Annotated in this window: 16 protein-coding genes and 1 pseudogene; 16 read left to right on the forward strand and 1 reads right to left on the reverse strand. The window is 70.6% G+C overall.

The annotated features are described in order from the left end of the window. Nucleotides 1–126: 126 nt before the first annotated feature. Both ACP4IX_RS01825 and clpX read left to right on the forward strand, forming a co-directional pair. Nucleotides 127–807, forward strand: a complete 681-nt coding sequence (locus ACP4IX_RS01825; protein WP_426517204.1) for an ATP-dependent Clp protease proteolytic subunit — start codon at nt 127–129, stop codon at nt 805–807. A 180-nt stretch (nt 808–987) separates the two neighbouring features. Continuing rightward, a complete protein-coding gene (clpX, locus tag ACP4IX_RS01830) occupies nt 988–2,274 on the forward strand; it encodes an ATP-dependent Clp protease ATP-binding subunit ClpX (RefSeq protein WP_426554536.1) in 1,287 nt (428 codons plus the stop codon). Between the two features lie 71 nt (nt 2,275–2,345). Here clpX and ACP4IX_RS01835 read toward each other — a convergent pair whose 3' ends face one another. After that, entirely contained in the window at nt 2,346–3,305 is a 960-nt protein-coding gene (locus ACP4IX_RS01835) for a hypothetical protein (RefSeq protein WP_426554537.1), read from the reverse strand. 141 nt (nt 3,306–3,446) lie between these two features. On the opposite strand from ACP4IX_RS01835, the gene ACP4IX_RS01840 reads away from it, so the two are divergent. The 14 genes and pseudogenes from ACP4IX_RS01840 to ACP4IX_RS01905 all read left to right on the forward strand — a co-directional run. Continuing rightward, nucleotides 3,447–4,109 (forward strand): helix-turn-helix domain-containing protein, encoded by a 663-nt coding sequence (locus ACP4IX_RS01840; RefSeq protein WP_426554538.1) that lies wholly within the window; start codon nt 3,447–3,449, stop codon nt 4,107–4,109. Between the two features lie 284 nt (nt 4,110–4,393). Beyond that, nucleotides 4,394–7,018: a valine--tRNA ligase gene (locus ACP4IX_RS01845; RefSeq protein ID WP_426554539.1), complete on the forward strand. Its 2,625-nt coding sequence runs from the start codon at nt 4,394–4,396 to the stop codon at nt 7,016–7,018. Between the two features lie 187 nt (nt 7,019–7,205). Then, nucleotides 7,206–8,717 (forward strand): bifunctional tetrahydrofolate synthase/dihydrofolate synthase, encoded by a 1,512-nt coding sequence (gene folC / locus ACP4IX_RS01850; protein WP_426517216.1) that lies wholly within the window; start codon nt 7,206–7,208, stop codon nt 8,715–8,717. 5 nt (nt 8,718–8,722) lie between these two features. Beyond that, nucleotides 8,723–9,079 carry a DUF4233 domain-containing protein gene (locus ACP4IX_RS01855; RefSeq protein WP_426517218.1) on the forward strand — a complete coding sequence of 119 codons (357 nt, stop codon included), beginning with the start codon at nt 8,723–8,725 and terminating at the stop codon, nt 9,077–9,079. Nucleotides 9,080–9,183: 104 nt separating this feature from the next. Continuing rightward, nucleotides 9,184–9,597: a nucleoside-diphosphate kinase gene (ndk, locus tag ACP4IX_RS01860; protein WP_007449819.1), complete on the forward strand. Its 414-nt coding sequence runs from the start codon at nt 9,184–9,186 to the stop codon at nt 9,595–9,597. Nucleotides 9,598–9,916: 319 nt separating this feature from the next. Continuing rightward, nucleotides 9,917–10,936, forward strand: a complete 1,020-nt coding sequence (locus ACP4IX_RS01865) for a rod shape-determining protein (RefSeq protein WP_398130593.1) — start codon at nt 9,917–9,919, stop codon at nt 10,934–10,936. A 163-nt stretch (nt 10,937–11,099) separates the two neighbouring features. Continuing rightward, nucleotides 11,100–12,101: a rod shape-determining protein MreC gene (mreC, locus tag ACP4IX_RS01870; RefSeq protein ID WP_426517221.1), complete on the forward strand. Its 1,002-nt coding sequence runs from the start codon at nt 11,100–11,102 to the stop codon at nt 12,099–12,101. Between the two features lie 13 nt (nt 12,102–12,114). Then, complete coding sequence (mreD, locus tag ACP4IX_RS01875; protein ID WP_426517223.1) at nt 12,115–12,786, forward strand: rod shape-determining protein MreD; 672 nt, start codon at nt 12,115–12,117, stop codon at nt 12,784–12,786. Nucleotides 12,787–12,906: 120 nt separating this feature from the next. Beyond that, nucleotides 12,907–15,213 carry a penicillin-binding protein 2 gene (mrdA, locus tag ACP4IX_RS01880; RefSeq protein ID WP_426517225.1) on the forward strand — a complete coding sequence of 769 codons (2,307 nt, stop codon included), beginning with the start codon at nt 12,907–12,909 and terminating at the stop codon, nt 15,211–15,213. Continuing rightward, on the forward strand, nt 15,210–16,409 hold the full coding sequence (rodA, locus tag ACP4IX_RS01885) for a rod shape-determining protein RodA (protein ID WP_426517227.1): 1,200 nt from the start codon (nt 15,210–15,212) through the stop codon (nt 16,407–16,409). Before mrdA ends, rodA begins: the two co-directional genes overlap by 4 nt. 92 nt (nt 16,410–16,501) lie before the next feature. Beyond that, nucleotides 16,502–18,442 (forward strand): TIGR03960 family B12-binding radical SAM protein, encoded by a 1,941-nt coding sequence (locus ACP4IX_RS01890; RefSeq protein ID WP_426517229.1) that lies wholly within the window; start codon nt 16,502–16,504, stop codon nt 18,440–18,442. Between the two features lie 346 nt (nt 18,443–18,788). Continuing rightward, on the forward strand, nt 18,789–20,621 hold the full coding sequence (locus ACP4IX_RS01895) for a trypsin-like serine protease (RefSeq protein ID WP_426554540.1): 1,833 nt from the start codon (nt 18,789–18,791) through the stop codon (nt 20,619–20,621). Between the two features lie 232 nt (nt 20,622–20,853). Next, nucleotides 20,854–21,630, forward strand: a complete 777-nt coding sequence (locus ACP4IX_RS01900) for a TIGR03936 family radical SAM-associated protein (RefSeq protein WP_426554541.1) — start codon at nt 20,854–20,856, stop codon at nt 21,628–21,630. A 274-nt stretch (nt 21,631–21,904) separates the two neighbouring features. Next, nucleotides 21,905–22,760, forward strand: a pseudogene (locus tag ACP4IX_RS01905) (Rne/Rng family ribonuclease); the annotation flags it as partial.

Below are 22,760 nucleotides of genomic sequence, written 5' to 3' on the forward strand. Positions count from 1 at the left end.
TCCCCGCAGGCCCCCGGGTCCCCCCGCCCCCGGGCCCCGCGGAGCCGAGCCCAGCCCTACGCGGGCCCAGCGCGCCCGTCCAGCCGGTCCCGAGCCGACCGCCTCAGCCCCTTTCCAGGAGACACTGTGAACGACTTCCCCGGCAGCGGCCTGCACGGCCGCTCGCGTGCCGAGTACACCGGCCCCACCGCCGAGTCCCGCTACGTGATCCCGCGCTTCGTCGAGCGCACCTCCCAGGGCGTTCGCGAGTACGACCCGTACGCGAAGCTCTTCGAAGAGCGTGTGATCTTCCTCGGCGTCCAGATCGACGACGCCTCCGCCAACGACGTCATGGCGCAGCTGCTGTGCCTCGAGTCGATGGACCCCGACCGGGACATCTCGATCTACATCAACAGCCCCGGCGGCTCCTTCACGGCGCTCACGGCCATCTACGACACCATGCAGTTCGTGAAGCCGGACGTCCAGACGGTCTGCATGGGCCAGGCGGCCTCCGCCGCCGCGATCCTGCTGGCCGCCGGCACGCCGGGCAAGCGCATGGCGCTGCCGAACGCCCGCGTCCTGATCCACCAGCCGTACAGCGAGACGGGCCGCGGCCAGGTCTCCGACCTGGAGATCGCCGCCAACGAGATCCTCCGCATGCGCGCGCAGCTGGAGGAGATGCTGGCCAAGCACTCCACCACGCCGGTCGAGAAGATCCGCGAGGACATCGAGCGCGACAAGATCCTCACGGCCGAGGACGCCCTGGCCTACGGCCTGGTCGACCAGATCATCTCCACCCGCAAGATGAACAACGAGTCGGTTCGCTGACGCGGACGGGTATCGTCTGCTGCTCCTTGGCACGGTCCACGTCGAAGTGAACCGTGCCAAGGGGGGCCCGGACGGGGGGCTCGGCAAGGTACCGTCGGACATAAGGCAGCACCAGGAGTCCGCCGGCCGTTGACGTGACGTCGACGGCTGGGCGTCTCCCAGGCGAAGGGGAAGCACACCGTGGCACGCATCGGTGACGGCGGCGATCTGCTCAAGTGCTCGTTCTGCGGCAAGAGCCAGAAGCAGGTCAAGAAGCTCATCGCAGGGCCCGGTGTGTACATCTGCGACGAGTGCATCGACCTCTGCAACGAGATCATCGAGGAGGAGCTCGCGGAGACCAGCGAGGTGCGCTGGGAGGAGCTTCCCAAGCCCCGCGAGATCTACGAGTTCCTCGACGGGTACGTCGTCGGCCAGGAAGCCGCCAAGAAGGCGCTCTCCGTAGCGGTGTACAACCACTACAAGCGCGTCCAGGCCGGTGAGAACGGCGGCGCCCAAGGCCGCGAGGACGCCATCGAGTTGGCGAAGTCCAACATCCTCCTGCTGGGCCCGACCGGCTCCGGCAAGACCCTCCTCGCCCAGACCCTGGCGCGCATGCTGAACGTCCCGTTCGCGATCGCCGACGCCACGGCGCTCACCGAGGCGGGGTACGTCGGCGAGGACGTCGAGAACATCCTGCTCAAGCTGATCCAGGCGGCCGACTACGACGTCAAGAAGGCCGAGACCGGGATCATCTACATCGACGAGATCGACAAGGTCGCGCGGAAGAGCGAGAACCCGTCGATCACGCGCGACGTCAGCGGCGAAGGCGTCCAGCAGGCCCTGCTGAAGATCCTCGAGGGCACCACGGCCTCGGTCCCGCCGCAGGGCGGCCGCAAGCACCCGCACCAGGAGTTCATCCAGATCGACACGACGAACGTCCTGTTCATCGTGGGCGGTGCCTTCTCGGGCCTGGAGAAGATCATCGAGGGCCGGGCCGGCGCCAAGGGCATCGGCTTCGGCGCGACGATCCGGTCCAAGCGGGAGCTGGAGTCCAAGGACCAGTTCGAGTCCGTCATGCCCGAGGACCTGGTCAAGTTCGGCATGATCCCCGAGTTCATCGGCCGGCTCCCCGTCATCACCTCGGTCCACAACCTCGACCGCGAGGCCCTGCTCCAGATCCTGATCGAGCCGCGCAACGCGCTCGTCAAGCAGTACGAGCGCCTCTTCGAACTCGACGGCGTCGAGCTGGACTTCGAGCGCGAGGCCCTGGAGGCCATCGCCGACCAGGCCATCCTCCGCCAGACCGGCGCCCGCGGCCTGCGCGCCATCATGGAGGAAGTCCTCCAGGGCGTCATGTACGAGGTCCCCTCCCGCAAGGACGTCGCCCGCGTCGTCATCACGGCCGACGTGGTCCTCTCCAACGTCAACCCGACCCTCATCCCGCGGGATGCGCGGGGGCGGGGGCCGGGCGAGCAGAAGACGGCGTAGCCGCACCACCGTACGAACGCCGAAGGGGCCCGGTCGACCGACCGGGCCCCTTCCGTGTGTCCGTTCCCGCGTCAGGCCTTGACGCGGACTTCCTTGCGGAGCTTGGCGGTGAGTTCGGCCGCCTCGGCCGGGTCGGTCTTCTTGCCGGCCGCGATGTCCAGAAGGCTCATCGGCAGGACGAGGCCGAGCGTGCTGTGATCGCCCCAGGCGCAGTACGTCATGGTCACCGACTTGGGCTCGTTCTGCCCGCCGTCGGAGTTGTCGACCTTGGCTTCCTGGCACTTGATGATGGCGCCGTCGAGGGAATCGGGCTTGTACTCCTTCGGCTCCCCGGAGAACGTCACGTCCTCGTCGCTGCCGCCCTCCTGGCTCTCCTTCTCCATGAACGCGAACATCGCGTCGAGCGCCTTCTCCGGATCGTCGATCGTGCCGTAGACGCCACCGAACATGAGCTGCTTGCTCGCCAGTGGGTTTTCCTCGTTCTCCGCCGCGTACTCGGCGCTCACGTCCTTGGCGTCCTTCACCCCCCACTTCTCGGCGTCCTTCATGTCACCGGCGTTCGTGCTGCTGTCGCCGTCGGCCTTCTTGTACTCGCCGAGCACCGTCGCCGGAGTCGTCAGCTTGTGCGGGCCGTCGTCGGCGATGTCCGAGCCGCCGCCGCCCCCGCCGCCGAACACGAAGTACACCCCCACGCCGATCGCCGCCACGACGGCGACCGCGCCGATGACCAGACCGGTCTTCTTCTTGCCGCCGCCCGGCGCGGGAGGCTGGGGCATGCCGTACGGGGCCTGGCCGGGCGGCTGCTGGCCGTAGGCGGGCTGCTGGCCGTACGGCGGCTGCTGCGGCGGGACGCCGCCCTGCGCGGGCTGCTGCGGGTAGCCGTAGCCGGGCTGCGGGGGAGGCGTCTGCTGGGGGTAGCCGTAGCCGGGCTGGGGGGCCTGCGGCGGCTGCTGGCCGTACGGACCCGGCTGTCCGTACGGTCCGGGCTGCTGGGGCTGCCCGCCGTACGGGCCCGGCTGGTTGTGACTCATCGACTTCCTCCAAGATTGCCCCCGGCTGAGTCGGGGGAGGGTGGGCTTCCTGAGACATGGGTGAGGCTGTGGTTCCACTGTCCGGGTGAATCACGTGGCTCTGGGACAGGGCCTCACACGTAAGCGCTCCAGTGTGCGAGCGTGGCTTCGACGTGCGCGAAGCGGGCATGCGAGCGCCGCTTCTCCCCGGCCGGCGCGCGGACGGCGGAGCTGTCGCGCGCGTGTGGACGCGTACGGAAGGTCTACAACATGGCGCTCGCCGCCCGCACCGCGGCGTGGGCGCAGCAGGAGAGGGCCGACCGCGACCGAACCCCGGCCATGCTGACCGAGTGGCGGAAGACGGACGAACCGGCGCTCCCCGACGAGGGGTCGTCGGTGCGGCTCCGACCGGCGCTGCGGCATCCGCGGGAAGCGTTCACGAACTGCTTCGCCCAGCGGGCCGAGTATCCGCGATCCGAGTCGCGGAAGCGGTCCCGCAGGTCCGCCGGACACACCCGAAGGGCCTTCCGTTTCCGGGACGGCTCCTTGACGCCGGCGAAGACGGGTCGACCGCTCGACGCCGTACGGTCGCGTCCGCTTCCCGAGCGAGCGCATCCGACGGCAGTGGCGGTTCCGCAGGACGGCGCGGGACGTGGGGTCGCATGGCCGGAATTCCGGAGCCTCCCGGGGTACGACGCCGCGGCGGGGGATCTTCCGGCCGCCGGGCGGGCGGTGACAGTCCGGGGAGCCGGCGCAGGACCTCAACGGAGGGCTCCGGTCGGGCGGCCGGTGCCGAGGCGGAAAGCCCCGGGGCGCGAGCCGTAGGAGCCCTCCTCGTTCGCGAGGGGGGAAGGCCCATGCCGGTTTCCCCTCCAGCGCCGTCGCCGCACGCGACTACTCAACTCCGACACCCTGATCCCCCGATCGCCTCGTCTTCGCCGGCCGGAGCCGGTCGAGCGCCCCTCGACCGAGGGACGGAACACGAGGACCATGCTTACGTGATGCTGACATCCTGACCCAGAGATGGCGTGCGCAGGTCACCGGGGGCCGCACCGTTACAAACGAAACGAGTTTCGGGACGGGGTCGTGACGCCCTTAAACTGACCCCCGTGACCGAGAACTCTCAGCAGCCGCAGCCCGCACCCGCCACCGAACTGCCGACCCAGTACGCGCCGGCCGAGGTAGAGGGGCAGCTGTACGAGCGCTGGGTGGAACGGGGTTACTTCGAGGCCGACGCGGACAGCGACAAGCCGCCGTACACCGTCGTCATCCCGCCGCCGAACGTCACGGGCAGCCTGCACCTCGGGCACGCCTTCGAGCACACGCTCATCGACGCGCTGACCCGCCGCAAGCGGATGCAGGGCTTCGAGACGCTGTGGCAGCCCGGCATGGACCACGCCGGCATCGCCACGCAGAACGTCGTCGAGCGGGAGCTGGCCAAGGAGGGCAAGTCCCGGCACGACCTCGGCCGGGAGGCGTTCGTCGAGCGCGTCTGGCAGTGGAAGGGCGAGTCCGGCGGGCAGATCAGCGGCCAGATGCGCCGCCTCGGCGACGGCGTCGCCTGGTCCCGTGAGCGCTTCACCATGGACGAGGGCCTGTCCCAGGCCGTCCAGACCATCTTCAAGCGGCTCTACGACGACGAGCTGATCTACCGCGCCGAGCGCATCATCAACTGGTGCCCGCGCTGCCTGACCGCGATCTCCGACATCGAGGTCGAGTACCAGGACGACGACGGCGAGCTCGTCTCCATGAAGTACGGCGACGGTGACGAGACGATCGTCGTCGCCACCACCCGTGCCGAGACGATGCTCGGTGACACGGCCGTCGCCGTCCACCCTGAGGACGAGCGGTACAAGCACCTGGTCGGCAAGCTGATCAAGCTGCCGCTGACCGACCGCTCCATCCCGGTCGTCGCCGACGAGCACGTCGACCCCGAGTTCGGCACCGGCGCCGTCAAGGTGACGCCCGCCCACGACCCGAACGACTTCGAGATCGGCCGGCGCCACGACCTGCCCGCCATCGCGGTCATGGACGAGCACGCGATCATCACCGCCCACGGCCCCTTCCAGGGCCTGGACCGGCTGGAGGCGCGTTCCGCCATCGTCGCCGCGCTGCGCGCCGAGGGCCGGATCGTCGCCGAGAAGCGGCCGTACGTCCACTCGGTCGGCCACTGCTCGCGCTGCAAGACCACCGTCGAGCCGCGCCTGTCGATGCAGTGGTGGGTCAAGGTCGGCCCGCTGGCGAAGGCGGCCGGTGACGCGGTCCGCGACGGCAAGGTCAAGATCCACCCGCAGGAGATGGAGAAGCGGTACTTCGACTGGGTCGACAACCTCCACGACTGGTGCATCTCGCGCCAGCTGTGGTGGGGCCACCGCATCCCGGTCTGGTACGGGCCCGAGGGCGAGGTCGTCTGCGTCGGGCCCGACGAGGAGCCGCCGACCGGTGAGGGCTGGCACCAGGACTCCGACGTCCTCGACACCTGGTTCTCCTCCGGCCTGTGGCCGTTCTCCACGCTCGGCTGGCCGGAGCAGACCGACTCGCTCGCGAAGTTCTATCCGAACTCCGTCCTGGTCACCGGCTACGACATCCTCTTCTTCTGGGTCGCCCGGATGATGATGTTCGGCCTCTACGCGATGGACGGCACCCCGCCGTTCCACACCATCGCCCTGCACGGCATGGTCCGTGACCAGAACGGCAAGAAGATGTCCAAGTCCTTCGGGAACGTGGTCAACCCGCTGGACTGGATGGACAAGTACGGCTCCGACGCGCTCCGCTTCACCCTCGCGCGCGGTGCCAACCCGGGCGTCGACGTCCCGATCGGCGAGGACTGGGTCCAGGGCTCCCGGAACTTCACCAACAAGATCTGGAACGCCACCCGCTTCGCCCTGATGAACGGCGCGACGGTCGAGGGCCCGCTGCCCGAGGCGTCGAGGATGTCCTCCACCGACCGCTGGATCCTCTCCCGCCTGAACTCGGTGGTCGCCGAGGTCGACGCGTACTACGAGGACTACCAGTTCGCGAAGCTGTCCGACGCCCTGTTCCACTTCGCCTGGGACGAGGTCTTCGACTGGTACGTCGAGATGTCCAAGACGACGTTCCAGGCGGGCGGCGAGCCCGCCGAGGTCAGCAAGCGCGTCCTCGGAGAGGTCCTCGACGTCACGCTGCGGCTGCTGCACCCGGTCGTCCCGTTCGTCACCGACACGCTGTGGACCACGCTCACCGGCGGTGAGTCGGTCGTCATCGCCGAGTGGCCGTCCGACTCGGGCTTCCGGGACGCCGACGCCGAGCGGGAGATCGAGACCGTCCAGTCCGTCGTCACCGAGGTCCGCCGCTTCCGTCACGACCAGGGCCTGCAGCCCGGCCAGCGGGTGCCGGCCCGGCTGACCCTCGACGGCACCGCGCTCGCGGCGCACGAGGCGGCCGTCCGGCAGCTGCTGCGCCTCCAGCCGGAGGGCGACGCCTTCACGGCCACGGCGACCCTGCCGGTCGCGGGCGTCGAGGTCGCCCTCGACCTCTCCGGTGTCATCGACTTCGCCGCCGAGCGCAAGCGGCTGGCCAAGGACCTCGCCGCCGCCGAGAAGGAGAAGGCCCAGGCCAACGGCAAGCTCGGCAACGAGGCGTTCCTCGCCAAGGCGCCGGACCACGTCGTGGACAAGATCCGGGGGCGGCTGGCCAAGGCGGACGAGGACATCGCCCGCATCCAGGCCCAGCTGGAGAAGCTGCCGCAGGCGTAGCCCACCGGTACGTGGTGAAAGGCTCCCGGCGCCCTTCAAGGGTGCCGGGAGCCTTTCACGCACCCAGGGGCGCGGGGGCGCATCGACGTGCGGCTCCGCCGCGTGGGCGCGACAAGCCACGCCAGCCCCGCACACGCGACGGCACCTCAGCCGCCCCGCCGTCGGCGACCTCCGTAGACTGGTTCCCGTGAGCGACATCCCCGGCGAGAACCAGCCCGACCCTCTCGAAACCTTCGACGAGATCATCGACGCGGAGACGACCCGCGACCCCGACCTCGCCGTGATCGAGGCCGGCAGCCGCACCCTCCGCACCCAGGGCGGCCCCCCGCAGGCCGACGTGCCCGCGCGCCCCGAGGATCCCGAGGTGGACAAGGCCCTGCGCGAGGTGGAGGCGGAGCTCGCCACCCGCTGGGGCGAGACCAAGCTGGAGCCGTCCGTCGCCCGCATCGCCGCGCTGATGGACGTGCTGGGCGACCCGCAGCGGTCGTACCCGTCCATCCACATCACCGGGACCAACGGCAAGACCACCACCGCCCGCATGATCGAGGCCCTGCTCGGAGCCTTCGACCTGCGCACCGGGCGGTACACCTCGCCGCACGTGCAGTCGGTCACCGAGCGCATCAGCCTGGACGGGGCGCCGATCTCCGCCGAGCGGTTCATCGAGACGTACGAGGACATCAAGCCGTACGTCGGGCTGGTGGACGACCAGCAGGAGTACCGGCTGTCCTTCTTCGAGGTGCTGACCGGCATGGCGTACGCCGCCTTCGCCGACGCGCCCGTCGACGTGGCCGTCGTCGAGGTCGGCATGGGCGGCTCCTGGGACGCCACCAACGTCATCGACGGTGACGTCGCCGTCGTCACCCCCATCGACCTGGACCACACCGACCGGCTCGGCGGGACGCCCGGCGAGATCGCGACGGAGAAGGCCGGCATCGTCAAGCAGGACGCCACCGTGATCCTGGCCCAGCAGCCGGTGGACGCGGCGCAGGTGCTGCTGAAGAAGGCCGTGGACGTCAACGCCACCGTGGCCCGTGAAGGGCTGGAGTTCGGGGTCGTCGCCCGGCAGGTCGCCGTCGGCGGGCAGCTGATGACCCTGCGCGGGCTCGGCGGCGAGTACACCGAGGTCTACCTGCCGCTGCACGGCGCCCACCAGGCGCACAACGCGGCCGTCGCGCTCGCCGCCGTCGAGGCGTTCTTCGGCGTCGGGGCGCAGCGGCCCGGGCCGCTGGACATCGACACCGTGCGCAAGGCCTTCGCCGCCGTCGCCTCGCCGGGGCGGATGGAGGTGGTGCGGCGCTCGCCGACCGTGGTGCTGGACGCCGCGCACAATCCGGCCGGGGCCCGCGTCACCGCGGAGGCGGTCGGGGAGGCGTTCCAGTTCAGCCGGCTCATCGGCGTGGTCGGCGCGAGCGGCGACAAGAACGTGCGGGGGCTGCTGGAGGCCTTCGAGCCGGTCTTCGCCGAGGTCGTCGTCACCCAGAACTCCAGCCACCGCGCGATGGACGCGGACGAGCTGGCGTCCGTCGCCGTGGAGGTGTTCGGCGAGGACCGGGTGCAGGTCGAGCCGCGGCTGCCGGACGCCCTGGAGGCCGCGATCACGCTCGCCGAGGAGGAGGGCGAGTTCGCGGGCGGCGGTGTGCTCGTCACCGGTTCCGTCATCACCGTCGGCGAGGCCCGACTGCTCCTCGGGAGGGGCTGAGAAACGTGCGTACGCTCTGTGCTTCCACTCTGATCGGCGAGGTCTTCGTGATCGGCTTCGCCGGACTGGTCGCCATGAAGGACCCGGACCTGTCCATGGGGACGGTGTGGACGGTCAGCGGCATCGCGATGTTCCTGTGCGTGGCGCTGTGCGGCGTGGTCACCCGGCCGGGCGGCGTCGCCTTCGGCTGGGCCCTGCAGATCGCCCTGATCGCCTCCGGGTTCGTCGTGCCGACCATGTTCTTCCTGGGGGCGGTCTTCGCCGCCCTGTGGTGGGCGTCCGTGCACTACGGGCGGAAGATCGACGAAGCGAAGGCGAGGTTCGCGGCCCAGGCGGACGCCGCCGCGCCCGACGCCGCCTGACGCTGCGTGACGGGCGCTGCGACACGCCCGGTAACCTCAGTCATCACTTCGTACCACCGCGCGTCCGCACGCCTGTGCGAACGCACCTCTCCAAGGAGCCCGTCGTGACCCAGCGCAGCCTCGTCCTCCTCAAGCCCGACGCCGTCCGTCGCGGCCTGACCGGCGAGATCATCAGCCGTATCGAGCGCAAGGCCGGCTGGCAGATCACCGCGCTGGAACTGCGCACCCTGGACGCCGAGACGCTGGAGCAGCACTACGGCGAGCACAAGGGCAAGCCCTTCTACGAGCCGCTGGTCGAGTTCATGGCGTCCGGTCCGGTCGTCGCCATGGTCGTCGAGGGGGAGCGGGTCATCGAGGGCGTGCGCGCGCTGGCCGGCCCGACCGACCCGATCGCCGCCGCCCCCGGCTCCATCCGCGGGGACTTCGGCGTGATCGTGCGGGAGAACCTGATCCACGCCTCCGACTCCGAGGAGTCCGCCGAGCGCGAGCTGAAGATCTTCTTCCCGGGCCGGGTCTGAGTCCCTTCCCGGACACGCCGGACACGCCTTTTTTCTGACGCGACGTCAGTCGAATGGCCCGCAGCAGACCGGGGCGGTCGCGTAAAAGCGACCGCCCTGTGGCATATGCGCGCCTGTTCGGGGGAACTGATGCCTCCGTTGGCCCGTCTCCACAAGCGAGGCGATGCGCCATCTGCTGACAATGGCGAAGACCCTCGCGCAGTGTTCGCGAAAGCGCGTCTACGATGGAAGCCTCCACGCGTCACTGCACCCACCTCGCCTACCTGAAAAGCCCTCAAAAGCTCATGGGAAGGCCAGTCGAATCCTGATGGGGAACTCAATGTCGTTCATCGGCCGTGACATGGCTGTCGACCTCGGGACCGCCAACACGCTGGTGTACGTCAGGGGTCGCGGGATCGTACTCAACGAGCCGTCCGTCGTCGCGATCAACACCAACACCGGTGGCATCCTCGCGGTCGGCGCCGAAGCGAAGAAGATGATCGGGCGCACGCCCGGCAACATCGTTGCCGTACGCCCGCTGAAGGACGGCGTCATCGCCGACTTCGAGATCACCGAGCGGATGCTCCGCTACTTCATCCTGAAGATCCACAAGCGGCGTTATCTGGCTCGCCCGCGGGTCGTCGTCTGTGTGCCCTCGGGCATCACCGGCGTCGAGCGCCGCGCCGTCATCGAGGCGTCGTCCCAGGCCGGCGCCCGTCAGGTGCACATCATCGAGGAGCCCATGGCCGCGGCCATCGGCTCCGGCCTGCCGGTCCACGAGGCCACGGGCAACATGGTGGTGGACATCGGCGGCGGCACCACGGAGGTCGCGGTCATCTCGCTCGGCGGCATCGTCACCGCCCAGTCCATCCGCGTCGCGGGTGACGAGCTGGACAACGCGATCATCCAGCACGTGAAGAAGGAGTACAGCCTTCTGCTGGGCGAGCGCACGGCCGAGCAGATCAAGATCACGGTCGGTTCGGCGTACGACCTCGACACCGACGAGCACACCGAAATCCGCGGCAGGGACCTGGTCTCCGGGCTGCCCAAGACCGTCGTCATCTCCGCCGCCGAAGTGCGCAAGGCCATCGAGGAGCCGGTCAACGCGATCGTCGACGCCGTCAAGACGACCCTCGACAAGTGTCCGCCGGAGCTGTCCGGCGACATCATGGACCGGGGTATCGTCCTGACCGGCGGCGGCGCGCTGCTGCGCGGGCTCGACGAGCGGCTGCGCCGGGAGACCGGAATGCCGATCCACATCGCCGAGGACCCGCTGGACAGCGTGGCGCTCGGCTCCGGCAAGTGCGTCGAGGAGTTCGACGCGCTCCAGCAGGTGCTGGACGCCCAGCCCCGCAGATGACATCACCCTTCGGGTCCGCCGTACGAGACGAACTCCTCTCGTGCGGCGGATCGTTGATATAGAGGTGCGGTACCGCGCATGTACCTCAGGTACCGAATCGCCTGAATTCCTGAACACCGCCACGTAATTCCCGAATTCGACGAGGAAGGCACGGCCGCCGCACGTGAGGGACACGAAAGAGAGCCGGCTGCTCCTGGTGCTGCTGATCGCCATCGCGTTCGCACTGATCACGGTGGACATCCGCGGCGGGGAGGACTCACCGGTCGACGGTGCCCGGCAGGCCGCGGCCACCGTCTTCGGCCCGATCGAGAACGGGGTGTCGTCCGCGGTCGACCCGGTGGGCAACGCCATCACCGCGATCCGTGAATCCGGCGACCGGCACGACCGCCTTTCCGAACTGGAGACGCAGAACGCGGCCCTGAAGGCGAAGCTCGGCAGCGACGAGCGCGGCCGCAGCCGGCTGAAGCAGTTCGACAAGATGCTCGGGCTCGCCGGCGCCGGCCAGTACGGCATCAAGGGCGCCCAGGTCATCGCCATAGGAGCCGCGCAGGGCTTCTCCTGGACCATCACCATCGACGCCGGCGCCCATGACGGCATCAAACGCGACATGACCGTCCTCAACGGCGACGGCCTCGTCGGCCGCGTGACCACCGTCGGGCCGAACACCGCCACCGTGCTGCTCGCCAACGACCCCGACTTCACCGTCGGCACCCGGATGGAGGCCGGCGACGAACTCGGCTTCGCCTCCGGCCAGGGCGGCCGCCCCCTGCGCGTCGAACTCCTCAACGGCAAGGCCGACGTCAAGAAGGGCGACCGCCTGGTCACCTTCGGCTCCCAGGCCGACAAGCCGTTCGTGCCCGGCGTGCCCGTCGGCGTCGTCTCCCGCGTCGACCCCTCCGGCGGCGACCTCACCCGCACCCTCGACGTCACACCGTTCGTCAGCTTCACCAAGCTCGACATCGTCGGCGTCGTCGTCCAGGCCCCGCAGAAGGACCCGCGGGACACGGTGCTCCCGGACAAGCCGGAGCCGGAACCCAAGCCGACCGTGACGGTGACCGTGACTCCGTCCGCCGGGGCCCCCGTCGACGGCCAGTCGCAGGACGAGCAGGGCGGGCAGACCCAGCAGGACGGGCAGACCGAGCAGAACCAGCAGACCGAGCAGTAGGAGTTTTCACCCCATGCGCGTCAACCGGATCCTGCTGTCCGTCTCCCTGGTCGTCGTCGCCCTGGTCATCCAGGTGAGCGTCCTCGCCCGCCTCCACCTGCCCGGCGCCGTCCCCGACCTGCTGCTCCTCACCGTCCTCGGCCTCGCCCTGGTCTACGGCCACGTCGGCGGCGCCCTCGTCGGCTTCGGCGCCGGACTCCTCGCCGACCTCGCCCCGCCCGCCGACCACGCCGCCGGCCGCTACGCCCTCGTGCTCTGCGTCATCGGCTACCTCGCCGGGCTCGCCAAACCGGACAACGGCCGGCTCAGGTCGGCCACCGGCCCCATGGCCGTCGTGGTCGTCGCCGCCCTCGGCACCACCCTGCTGTACGCCGGCGTGGGCGCCCTCGTCGGCGACACCGCCGCCCGCCATGTGGGCCTGCCCGGCCTGCTGTTCACGGCCGCCCTGTACGACCTGCTGCTCGCGCCGTTCGTCGTCCCCGGCATCATGGCCCTGGCCAGACGCGCCGAGAACGACCCGCTCGCCGAGACCAACTCCGCGGGCCAGAAGACCGACATCGCCTCCGGCTGGCTCTCCGGCGGCACCGGACTGCGCATCGGCAGCCAGCGCAACGGACTGCGGGCCAAGGCGGCGCGGGCGCGGGTCGCCCGGGCCGGACGCATCAAGGGGGTCAAGCGGCTGTGACGACGACTTCCCAGCCGTACGACCGCGTCGACACGTACACCCACTGAACGGGGGAGGCAGCCGCAGTGACCGACCCCCGCCCGTCGCCCACCACCACCCTCAACGGAATGGGCTGCTCCCATGAGTAACATTCCGGAGACCGGCCGCAGCACGCGCGTCCAGACCCGGCTCGTCGTCATCCAGATCCTCGTCCTCTCCCTCCTCGCCACCCTCGGCGGACGGCTCTGGTACCTCCAGATCCGCCAGGGCGACGAGTACGCCGAGGAGGCCTCCGGCAACCACGTCCAGCAGGTCGTCCAGCCCGCGACCCGCGGCTCGATCCTGGACGCCCGCGGCGTGGCCCTCGCCGACAACGAGACCCGCCTCGTCGTCTCCGCCTCCCGCACCGACCTGCTGAAGATGAAGGACGACGGCAAGGCCGTCCTCACCAAGCTCGCCGGCGTCCTCGGCATGCAGCCCAAGGACGTCATGGACAAGGTCCGGCTGTGCGACGCCGAGACGCCCCAGCCCTGCTGGAACGGCTCGCCCTACCAGCCGATCCCCGTCACCGACGAGGCCACCCCCAAGCAGGCCCTCCAGATCCGCGAGCGCGCCGAGGACTTCCCCGGCATCACCGCCGAACCCGAGGCGCTGCGCCGCTACGCCGGCCCCGGCGGATCCAACACCGCGCAGGTCCTCGGCTACCTCTCGCCGGTCACCGACGAGGAGATCCAGAAGGCCCAGGACACCGACTCGCCCTTCCTGCGCTCGGACCAGGTCGGCCGCTCCGGCCTGGAGCGCCAGTACGACAAGGCACTGCGCGGCAAGGCCGGCGTCACCCGCTACGAGGTCGACAACCTCGGCCGGGTCATCGGCGAGGCCGAGTCCGACCCCGGCGTGCCCGGCTCCAACCTCGTCACCAGCATCGACGCCCGCGTCCAGCGGGTCGCCGAGTACGAGCTGAACGCGGCGATGAAGGAAGCCCGCAAGGTCTACGACGACAACACCGGCGAGAACTACAAGGCCGACGCCGGCGCCGTCGTCGTGATGGAGGCCAAGACCGGCCGCGTCGTCGCCATGGCCTCCAACCCGGCGTACGATCCCAACGCCTGGGTCGGCGGCATCTCCGCCGCCGACTACAAGAAGCTCACCGGCAAGGACTCCCGCTACCCGCTGCTCAACCGGGCCACCCAGGGCCAGGCGGCCCCGGGCTCGATCTTCAAGGTGATCTCCACGTCCGCCGCCGTGGACGCCGGCTACGACTTCGACGGCGGCTACGACTGCTCCAGCTCCTACTCCGTCGGCGGCCAGGTCTTCAAGAACTACGAGTCCGCCAGCTACGGCTCGATCGACCTCGGCCGCGCCCTGGAACTCTCCTGCGACACCGTCTACTACCGCCTGGCCCACCAGGAGTGGAAGAAGGACGGCGGCATGAAGCCGAAGAACCCCCACGACTACTTCTACAAGGCCGCCCACGACTTCGGCCTCGGCAAGAAGACGGGCATCGACCTCCCCAACGAGGTCACCGGCCGCGTCCCCGACCGCGAGTGGAAGCAGGAGTACTGGGAGGCCAACAAGGACGCCTGGTGCAAGTCGGGCAAGAAGGGCGGCTCCTACGTCGAGCAGATCGCGTACGAGAACTGCCTCGAGGGCAACCAGATGCGCGCCGGTGACGCCATCAACTACTCCATCGGACAGGGCGACACCCTCGTCACCCCCATCCAGATGGCCACCATCTACGCGGCCATCTCCAACGGCGGCACCATGTACGACCCGAGCATCGGCAAGGCGATCATCAGCCCCGACGGCAAGGAGATCCGCCCGATCGAGCCCAAGGCGCACGGCAAGCTGCCGATAAGCAGGACCACGCTGGCCAAGATGGACGACGCCCTCGAAGGCGTCGCCACCCGCGGCACCGCCGCCTGGCGGTTCGCACAGGACGGCTGGCCGCAGGACAAGATCCCGATGCACGCCAAGACCGGCACGGCCGAGGTCTACGGCAAGCAGACCACCTCCTGGTTCGCCACCTACACCGACGAGTACGCGATCGTCATGACGATCTCCCAGGGCGGCACGGGCTCCGGCGCCTCCGGCCCGGCCGTCCGCAACATCTACGACGCGCTCTACGGCGTCGCGGACGACGGGGAGATCGACAAGAAGAAGGCACTGCTGCCCGAGCCCCAGGCGAAGCTGCCGACGATCAAGGCGGACGGGACCATCCCCGCGCCGAAGATGCCCAGGGACGTCGTCAAGGAACTCCTCCCCACGGAGAAGGCCTCCCCGGAGGACGAGTACGCCCCCGTCGACGGACAGGAGCAGGGAGCGACGCCACCGGCGCAGAACGGCGAGAACCGCGACACGCGCCGCCACCGACGACGCGGCGGGGGCCGTCGCGGCAGCGGAAGCCGCGCAGCGGGCAGAGGCGGAAGCCGGAGGACACGCGCATGACCGGTTCCCACAGCTTCCAGGTCTCCGGCTACGGACCCGAGAAGGCCGGCTGGACCCGGCTGCTCGCCCGGGACTCGATGGCCCGCCGGCTCGACTGGCCGATACTGCTGGCCGCCGTCGCGCTCTCGCTGATGGGCTCCCTGCTCGTCTACTCCGCGACCCGCAACCGCACCGAGCTCAACCAGGGCGACCCGTACTACTTCCTGACCCGGCACCTGCTGAACACCGGCATCGGGCTCGCCCTGATGATCGCCACCGTCTGGCTCGGCCACCGCACTCTGCGCACCGCCGTGCCGGTGCTGTACGGCTTCTCCGTGTTCCTGATCCTGCTGGTGCTCACCCCGCTCGGCTCGACCATCAACGGCGCCCACTCCTGGATCAAACTCCCCGGCGGCTTCTCCCTGCAGCCCTCGGAGTTCGTGAAGATCACGATCATCCTCGGCATGGCGATGCTGCTGGCCGCACGCGTCGACGCGGGAGACCGGCCCCACCCGGACCACCGGACGGTGCTCCAGGCCCTCGGCCTGGCCACCGTGCCGATGCTGATCGTGATGCTCATGCCCGACCTCGGGTCGGTCATGGTCATGGTCATCATCGTGCTGGGCGTGCTGCTCGCCTCCGGCGCCTCCAACCGCTGGGTGTTCGGACTGCTCGGCGCGGGAACCGCCGGCGCGCTCGCCGTCTGGCAGCTCGGCATCCTCGACGACTACCAGATCGCCCGCTTCGCCGCCTTCGCCAACCCGGAACTCGACCCCGCGGGCGTCGGCTACAACACCAACCAGGCACGCATCGCGATCGGCTCCGGCGGCCTGACCGGCTCCGGCCTCTTCCACGGCTCCCAGACCACCGGCCAGTTCGTCCCCGAGCAGCAAACCGACTTCGTCTTCACGGTCGCCGGGGAGGAACTGGGCTTCCTCGGCGCGGGCCTGATCATCGCCCTGCTCGGCGTGGTCCTGTGGCGCGCCTGCAAGATCGCCCGCGAGACCACCGACCTGTACGGCACGGTCGTCGCCGCCGGGATCGTCGCCTGGTTCGCCTTCCAGACCTTCGAGAACATCGGCATGACCCTCGGCATCATGCCGGTGACCGGCCTCCCCCTGCCCTTCGTGTCGTACGGCGGCTCCTCCATGTTCGCCGTGTGGATAGCGGTGGGCCTGCTCCAGTCGATCACCGCGCAGAGACCGATGTCGGCGTAACAGGGGGACCGGCCGCCCGAGCGGTACGGGGGACCGTCCGCGCCGGGTTAGGCTGGATGGTCCCCCTTGTCAGCACACGAAGGTTCCGTGAGATGCCTGCCGAAGCCGCCGAGTCTGTGTCTTCCGTGTTTCCGCAGCTCGAAGCGCTGCTCCCGCATGTGCAGAAGCCGATCCAGTACGTCGGCGGAGAGCTCAACTCGACGGTCAAGGACTGGGAATCCTGCGACGTCCGCTGGGCCCTGATGTACCCGGACGCGTACGAGGTCGGTCTGCCCAACCAGGGCGTCATGATCCTCTACGAGGTCCTCAACGAGCAGCAGGGCGTCCTCGCCGAGCGCACCTACAGCGTGTGGCCGGACCTGGAGGCGCTGATGCGGGAGCACACCGTCCCGCAGTTCACGGTCGACAGCCACCGCCCGGTCAAGGCCTTCGACGTGTTCGGCCTCTCCTTCTCCACCGAGCTCGGCTACACCAACATGCTGACCGCCCTCGACCTGGCCGGCATCCCGCTGGAGTCCAAGGACCGCGGCATCGACGACCCGGTCGTCCTGGCCGGCGGACACGCGGCCTTCAACCCCGAGCCGATCGCCGACTTCATCGACTGCGCCGTCATCGGCGACGGCGAGCAGGCCGTCCTGGAGATCACCGCGATCATCCGCGCCTGGAAGGCCGAGGGCCGTCCCGGCGGCCGCGAGGAACTCCTCCTCCGCCTCGCCAGGACCGGCGGGGTCTACGTCCCCGGCTTCTACGACGTCGAGTACCTCCCCGACGGCCGGATCGCCCGCGTCGTCCCCAACCGCTCGGGCGTCCCGTGGCGCGTCTCCAAGCACACCGTCATGGACCTCGACGAGTGGCCCTACCCCAAGCAGCCCCTCGTCCCCCTCGCCGAGACGGTCCACGAGCGCATGTCGGTGGAGATCTTCCGCGGCTGCACCCGCGGCTGCCGCTTCTGCCAGGCCGGCATGATCACCCGCCCGGTGCGCGAGCGCTCCATCACGGGCATCGGCGAGATGGTCGAGAAGGGCCTGAAGGCGACCGGCTTCGAGGAGGTCGGCCTGCTGTCGTTGTCCTCCGCGGACCACTCGGAGATCGCCGACGTCGCCAAGGGCCTCGCGGACCGGTACGAGGAGGACAAGATCGGCCTGTCCCTCCCCTCCACCCGCGTCGACGCCTTCAACATCGACCTCGCCAACGAGCTGACCCGCAACGGCCGCCGCTCCGGCCTGACCTTCGCCCCCGAGGGCGGCTCCGAGCGCATCCGCAAGGTCATCAACAAGATGGTCTCGGAAGAGGACCTGATCCGCACCGTCGCCACCGCGTACGGCAACGGCTGGCGCCAGGTGAAGCTGTACTTCATGTGCGGCCTGCCCACCGAGACCGACGACGACGTCCTCCAGATCGCCGACATGGCCACCCGCGTCATCGCCAAGGGCCGCGAGGTCTCCGGCTCGGGCGACATCCGCTGCACGGTCTCCATCGGCGGCTTCGTGCCCAAGCCCCACACCCCCTTCCAGTGGGCGCCGCAGCTGTCGGCCGAGGAGACGGACGCCCGGCTGCAGAAGCTCCGCGACAAGATCCGCGGCGACAAGAAGTACGGCCGCTCCATCGGCTTCCGCTACCACGACGGCAAGCCCGGCATCGTCGAGGGCCTCCTCTCCCGCGGCGACCGCCGCATCGGCGCCGTCATCCGCGCCGTCTACGACGACGGCGGCCGCTTCGACGGCTGGCGCGAGCACTTCTCGTACGACCGCTGGATGGCCTGCGCCGACAAGGCCCTGGAGCCGTTCGGCGTCGACGTCGACTGGTACACCACCCGCGAGCGCGGCTACGAGGAGGTCCTCCCCTGGGACCACCTCGACTCCGGCCTCGACAAGGAGTGGCTCTGGGAGGACTGGCAGGACGCCCTCGACGAGACCGAGGTCGAGGACTGCCGCTGGACGCCGTGCTTCGACTGCGGCGTGTGCCCGGCCATGCAGACCGAGATCCAGGTGGGCCCGACCGGGAAGAAGCTGCTGCCGCTGACGGTCAAGTAGCCGGCTGAGCGGGGTCCGTGCGTCGCGGGCGACGTGGCGCGGTGCCGTACGTCACATTCGGTGTGTGACGTACGGTCAGTTTGCCGGGGATGGACCGGTGGACGAGATCATGTGGATGATCTTAGATGTCCGAAGTTGCGGTGCCGTCCACGTGACTTCCGGGTGTCCGGGGGCCGTCGGCGGGCCGCATCCTCCAGTCCAGTTGCGCCCGACGATCTCTAGGACAGTGATGAGAGCACCCGGCACGCCCTCGAGCACAGCACACCCGAAGCGGTCCAGACGGAAGGCGCCCGGAGCCGCCGCGGTCAGGTCGGCCGCCCTGCTCGGTGCGGCACCGTTGCTGCTCATGACCGCCTCACCGGGCCACGCGGTGGTCGGTGAGCCTGCCGAGGGCGCCTCCTACGGCTTCACCGCCCGGCTTCTCGTCGGCGACCACGAGCGAGGCTGCTCCGGCGCGCTGATATCCGCCGAGTGGGTGCTCACGGCCGCCAGTTGCTTCGCCGAGGACCCGGTCGCCGACCGCACGGTGCCGGCCGGCGCGCCCAGGGTCAAGACCGTCGTGACCGTGGGCGGCGGCCAGACCCGGACCGTGGCCGAACTGCGTCCGCACGACGAGCGCGACCTCGTCCTGGCCCGCCTCGCCCAGCCCGTGCGCGGCGTGACCCCGGTCGCCGTCGCCGACGCGGCGCCCGCCGCCGGGCAGGAACTCACCGTCGCCGGACACGGCCGTACGGCCGCGGAATGGGCGCCGCTCGGCCGGCACACCGGGACGTTCGCCGTCACCTCCGTCGCCGGCGGCGACCTCACCCTCAGCGGGAAGGGCGGCGCCTCGGTCTGTCAGGGCGATGCCGGAGGCCCCGCCGTCCGCACCGTCGACGGCAAGCCGGCGCTCGTCGCGATCAGCAGCCGCTCCGACCAGGCGGGCTGCTTCGGCAACGACGCCCCGGCGGGCACCCCCAGCACCGCGATCAGCACCCGTGTCGACGACGTCCGGGACTGGATCACGGCCAACGCCCGGGCCACTCCCGGCTCCGACTTCGACGGCGACGGCCGCAGCGACGTCGGCGTGTTCTACGACAACGGTGCCCTCCAGGACGGCGGGTCCCGCTCGACGCTCTGGTCGCTCACCAGCACCGGGTCCGGGATGGCCGAGCCGCAGATGAAGTGGGACAGCGCGGACGGCGGCAGCTGGAACGGGAGCCGCTCGAAGGCGTTCTCCGGTGACTTCGACGGCGATGGCCGCAGCGATGTCGGTGTGCTGTACAACTACGGCGTGCGGGCGGACGGCGGCGGCAACCACACGGCGCTGTGGACGTTCACGAGCACCGGGTCCGGCTTCGGCAAGCCGGTCAGGGTCTGGGACAGCGCGGACGGCGGCAGCTGGAACTGGGACAGCTCGAAGCCGGTCGTCGGTGACTTCAATGGTGACGGCCGCGACGATGTCGGTGTGCTCTACGCCTACGGCGTGCGGGCGGACGGCGGCGGCAACCGCACCGCGCTGTGGACGCTGACGAGCACCGGGTCCGGCTTCGGCAAGCCGGTCAAGGTCTGGGACAGCGCGGACGGCGGCAGCTGGAACTGGGACCGCTCCAAGCCGGTCGCCGGTGACTTCAACGGTGACGGCCGCGGTGACGTCGGTGTGCTGTACGACTACGGCGTGCAGGCGAACGGCGGCAGCCGCACGGGCCTGTGGACGCTGACGAGCACCGGGTCCGGCTTCGGCAAGCCGGTCATGGCCTGGGACAGCGTGGACAGCGGTATCAGCTGGAGGTGGGACAGCTCGAAGCCGGTCGCCGGTGACTTCGACGGTGACGGCCGCGGCGACGTCGGTGTGCTCTACAACAACGGGGTGCGGGCGGACGGCGGCGGCAACCGCACCGCGCTGTGGACGCTGACGAGCACGGGTTCCGGCTTCGGCAAGCCGGTCAGGGTCTGGGACAGCGTGGACGGCGGCAGCTGGAACTGGGACCGCTCGAAGCCGGTCGCCGGTGACTTCGACGGTGACGGCCGCGGTGACGTCGGTGTGCTCTACGACTACGGCGTGCAGGCGGGCGGCGGCAGCCGCACGGGCCTGTGGACGCTGACGAGCACCGGGTCCGGCTCCGGCAAGCCGGTCAAGGTCTGGGACAGCGCGAACAGCGGCACCAGCTGGACCTGGGCGCGGAGCGACCTCGCCTGACCGGCGCTCGCTCGCACGAACCGCCACGACGGTCGGACGCCGGAAGGTGTCCCGTCGTGGCGGTTTCGCGTACCGGCGGGAACTCGTGGTGGCGGGAACGCGTACTCTAGAAAAGAGGACTGGGCGCGATGCCCCCGCCGAGGCGAGGACGGTGCCCCGTCCCGACCGCCGTACACAAGGAGAAGTTCCCCTGGGCAAGCGACAGCCCGAAGGCCCGCCGCCCGTACCCGCGGTGCAGCGCATCCGACTGCGTTACACCAAGCGCGGCCGCCTCCGGTTCACCAGCCACCGTGACTTCCAGCGCGCCTTCGAGCGTGCGCTGCGCCGTGCCGAGGTACCCATGGCGTACTCGGCGGGGTTCACGCCGCATCCGAAGGTGTCGTACGCCAATGCCGCACCCACCGGCACGGGCAGTGAGGCGGAGTACCTGGAGATCGCGCTCACCGAGGCGCGTGACCCGGAGCGGCTCAGGCTGCTCCTCGACGAGTCGCTGCCCGCCGGGCTCGACATCGTCGAGGCCGCCGAGGCCAGGACCTCCGGGCTCGCGGACCGGCTGACGGCTTCCGTGTGGGAGCTGCGGCTGGACGGTGTGGACCCCGCGGACGCGGAACGCGCCGTGGCGGCCTTCAACGCGGCCTCGGCCGTGGAGGTCCAGCGCAGGACGAAGAACGGCGTCCGTACCTTCGACGCCCGCTCCGCAGTCGCGCACCTCGAGAGCGTCACCACGCACGGTTCACCGGCTGATAGGCCGACCGACCGGCCCTGTGCGATACTGCGGCTGGTTGTTCGGCACGTGACGCCTGCCGTACGACCCGACGACGTCCTGTCCGGTCTTCGCGCCGTGGCCGACCTGGCGCCGCCGGTCCCCGCAGCGGTGACCAGGCTGGCGCAGGGGCTGTTCGATGAAGAGACCGGTGCGGTGACCGACCCGCTCGCGCCCGACCGCGAGGCAGAAGCGCCCGAGCCGCAGTCGGCCGCCGCTTCCGCCGCCGCGAAGGCGCCGGCGTAAGGAAGGTTCCGCGTAGGGACGGACGTCGTAGCGCCGCCCTCGAACTCGGGAGCCACCTGGGTCGGGCAGCGCACCGACCACAAGACTTTCGCCAGGCCGTACACGACAAGGGGTACGGAACCGGCGAGACAAGACACGGAGAGCTCCCGAGCGGCGCCCGCGCCCCGGACGGCGGCGACCGCGCATCGCGCGAGCCGCGGACGTCACCGGCGGTCGACATGGTCGATGCCGGACCAGGCGCGGCGCCCGGGAGCCTGACGGGAGAAACCCCCGCATGCTCGAACCGACCGAACCCACAGGGTCCTCGACCACCTCGACGGACGCCGAATCGAACACCCCCAGCGACACCCTGCCGCCGCGTCGTCGGCGCAGGGCCGCGTCCCGGCCGGCGGGACCGCCGTCCGGTGGCTCCGCGCCGGTGGAGACCGTCGCGCCCGCCGGTGTGAGTGCCGCGGCCGACGAGCCGGAAGAGAAGGAAGAGACGGAAGCCGAGGAGGTCGCCGCAGAGGCGGCCGGGGCGGCTCCGGAGCCCGCGTCCGCGGGCCGGCCGCGCCGCCGCGCGGTGCGCCGCGCCTCCGCGCCCGTCGGGACCCCGGCGTCGGCGGAGACGGCCGAGACCGTCGTTCCGGCTTCCGCCGCCGCCGAGGCACCCGCCCGGCCCGAGCCCGCCGCCGCGTCCGAGCCGAGCCCGGAGGCCGCCGAAGCGGCCGCACCGCGCCGTACCCGCCGTCGTGCCACACGCGCGGTGACCTCGTCCACCGAGCCGGCCGCCGCCGAGGCCGCCTCGGCTTCGGCCGCCGCCGAGCCCGCCGCCGCCCCGGAGCCCGCTGAGGCGCCCGCGCCCGCCGAGGACGCCGCGCCCCGGCGTACCCGCCGCCGGGCCACGCGCAGTGTGACCTCGCCCGCCGAGCCGGCCGCCGCTGAAGCGTCCACCGTTCCGGCGACGGACGCCGAGCCCCCCGCGCCCGAGCCCCCCGCCGCTGAGTCCGTCGAGGCGGACGAGGACGCCGCTCCCCGCCGTTCCCGTCGCCGTGCCACGCGGCGCGTCTCCGCCCCGGCCGGCGCGCCCGCCGACGCCGCCGCCGACGTGCGCGAGCCCGCGCCGGCGCCCGAGCCCGTCCCGGCCCCCG

Source organism: Streptomyces sp. WG5, assembly GCF_049974565.1.
In the GTDB taxonomy this organism is placed as follows: Bacteria; Actinomycetota; Actinomycetes; order Streptomycetales; family Streptomycetaceae; genus Streptomyces.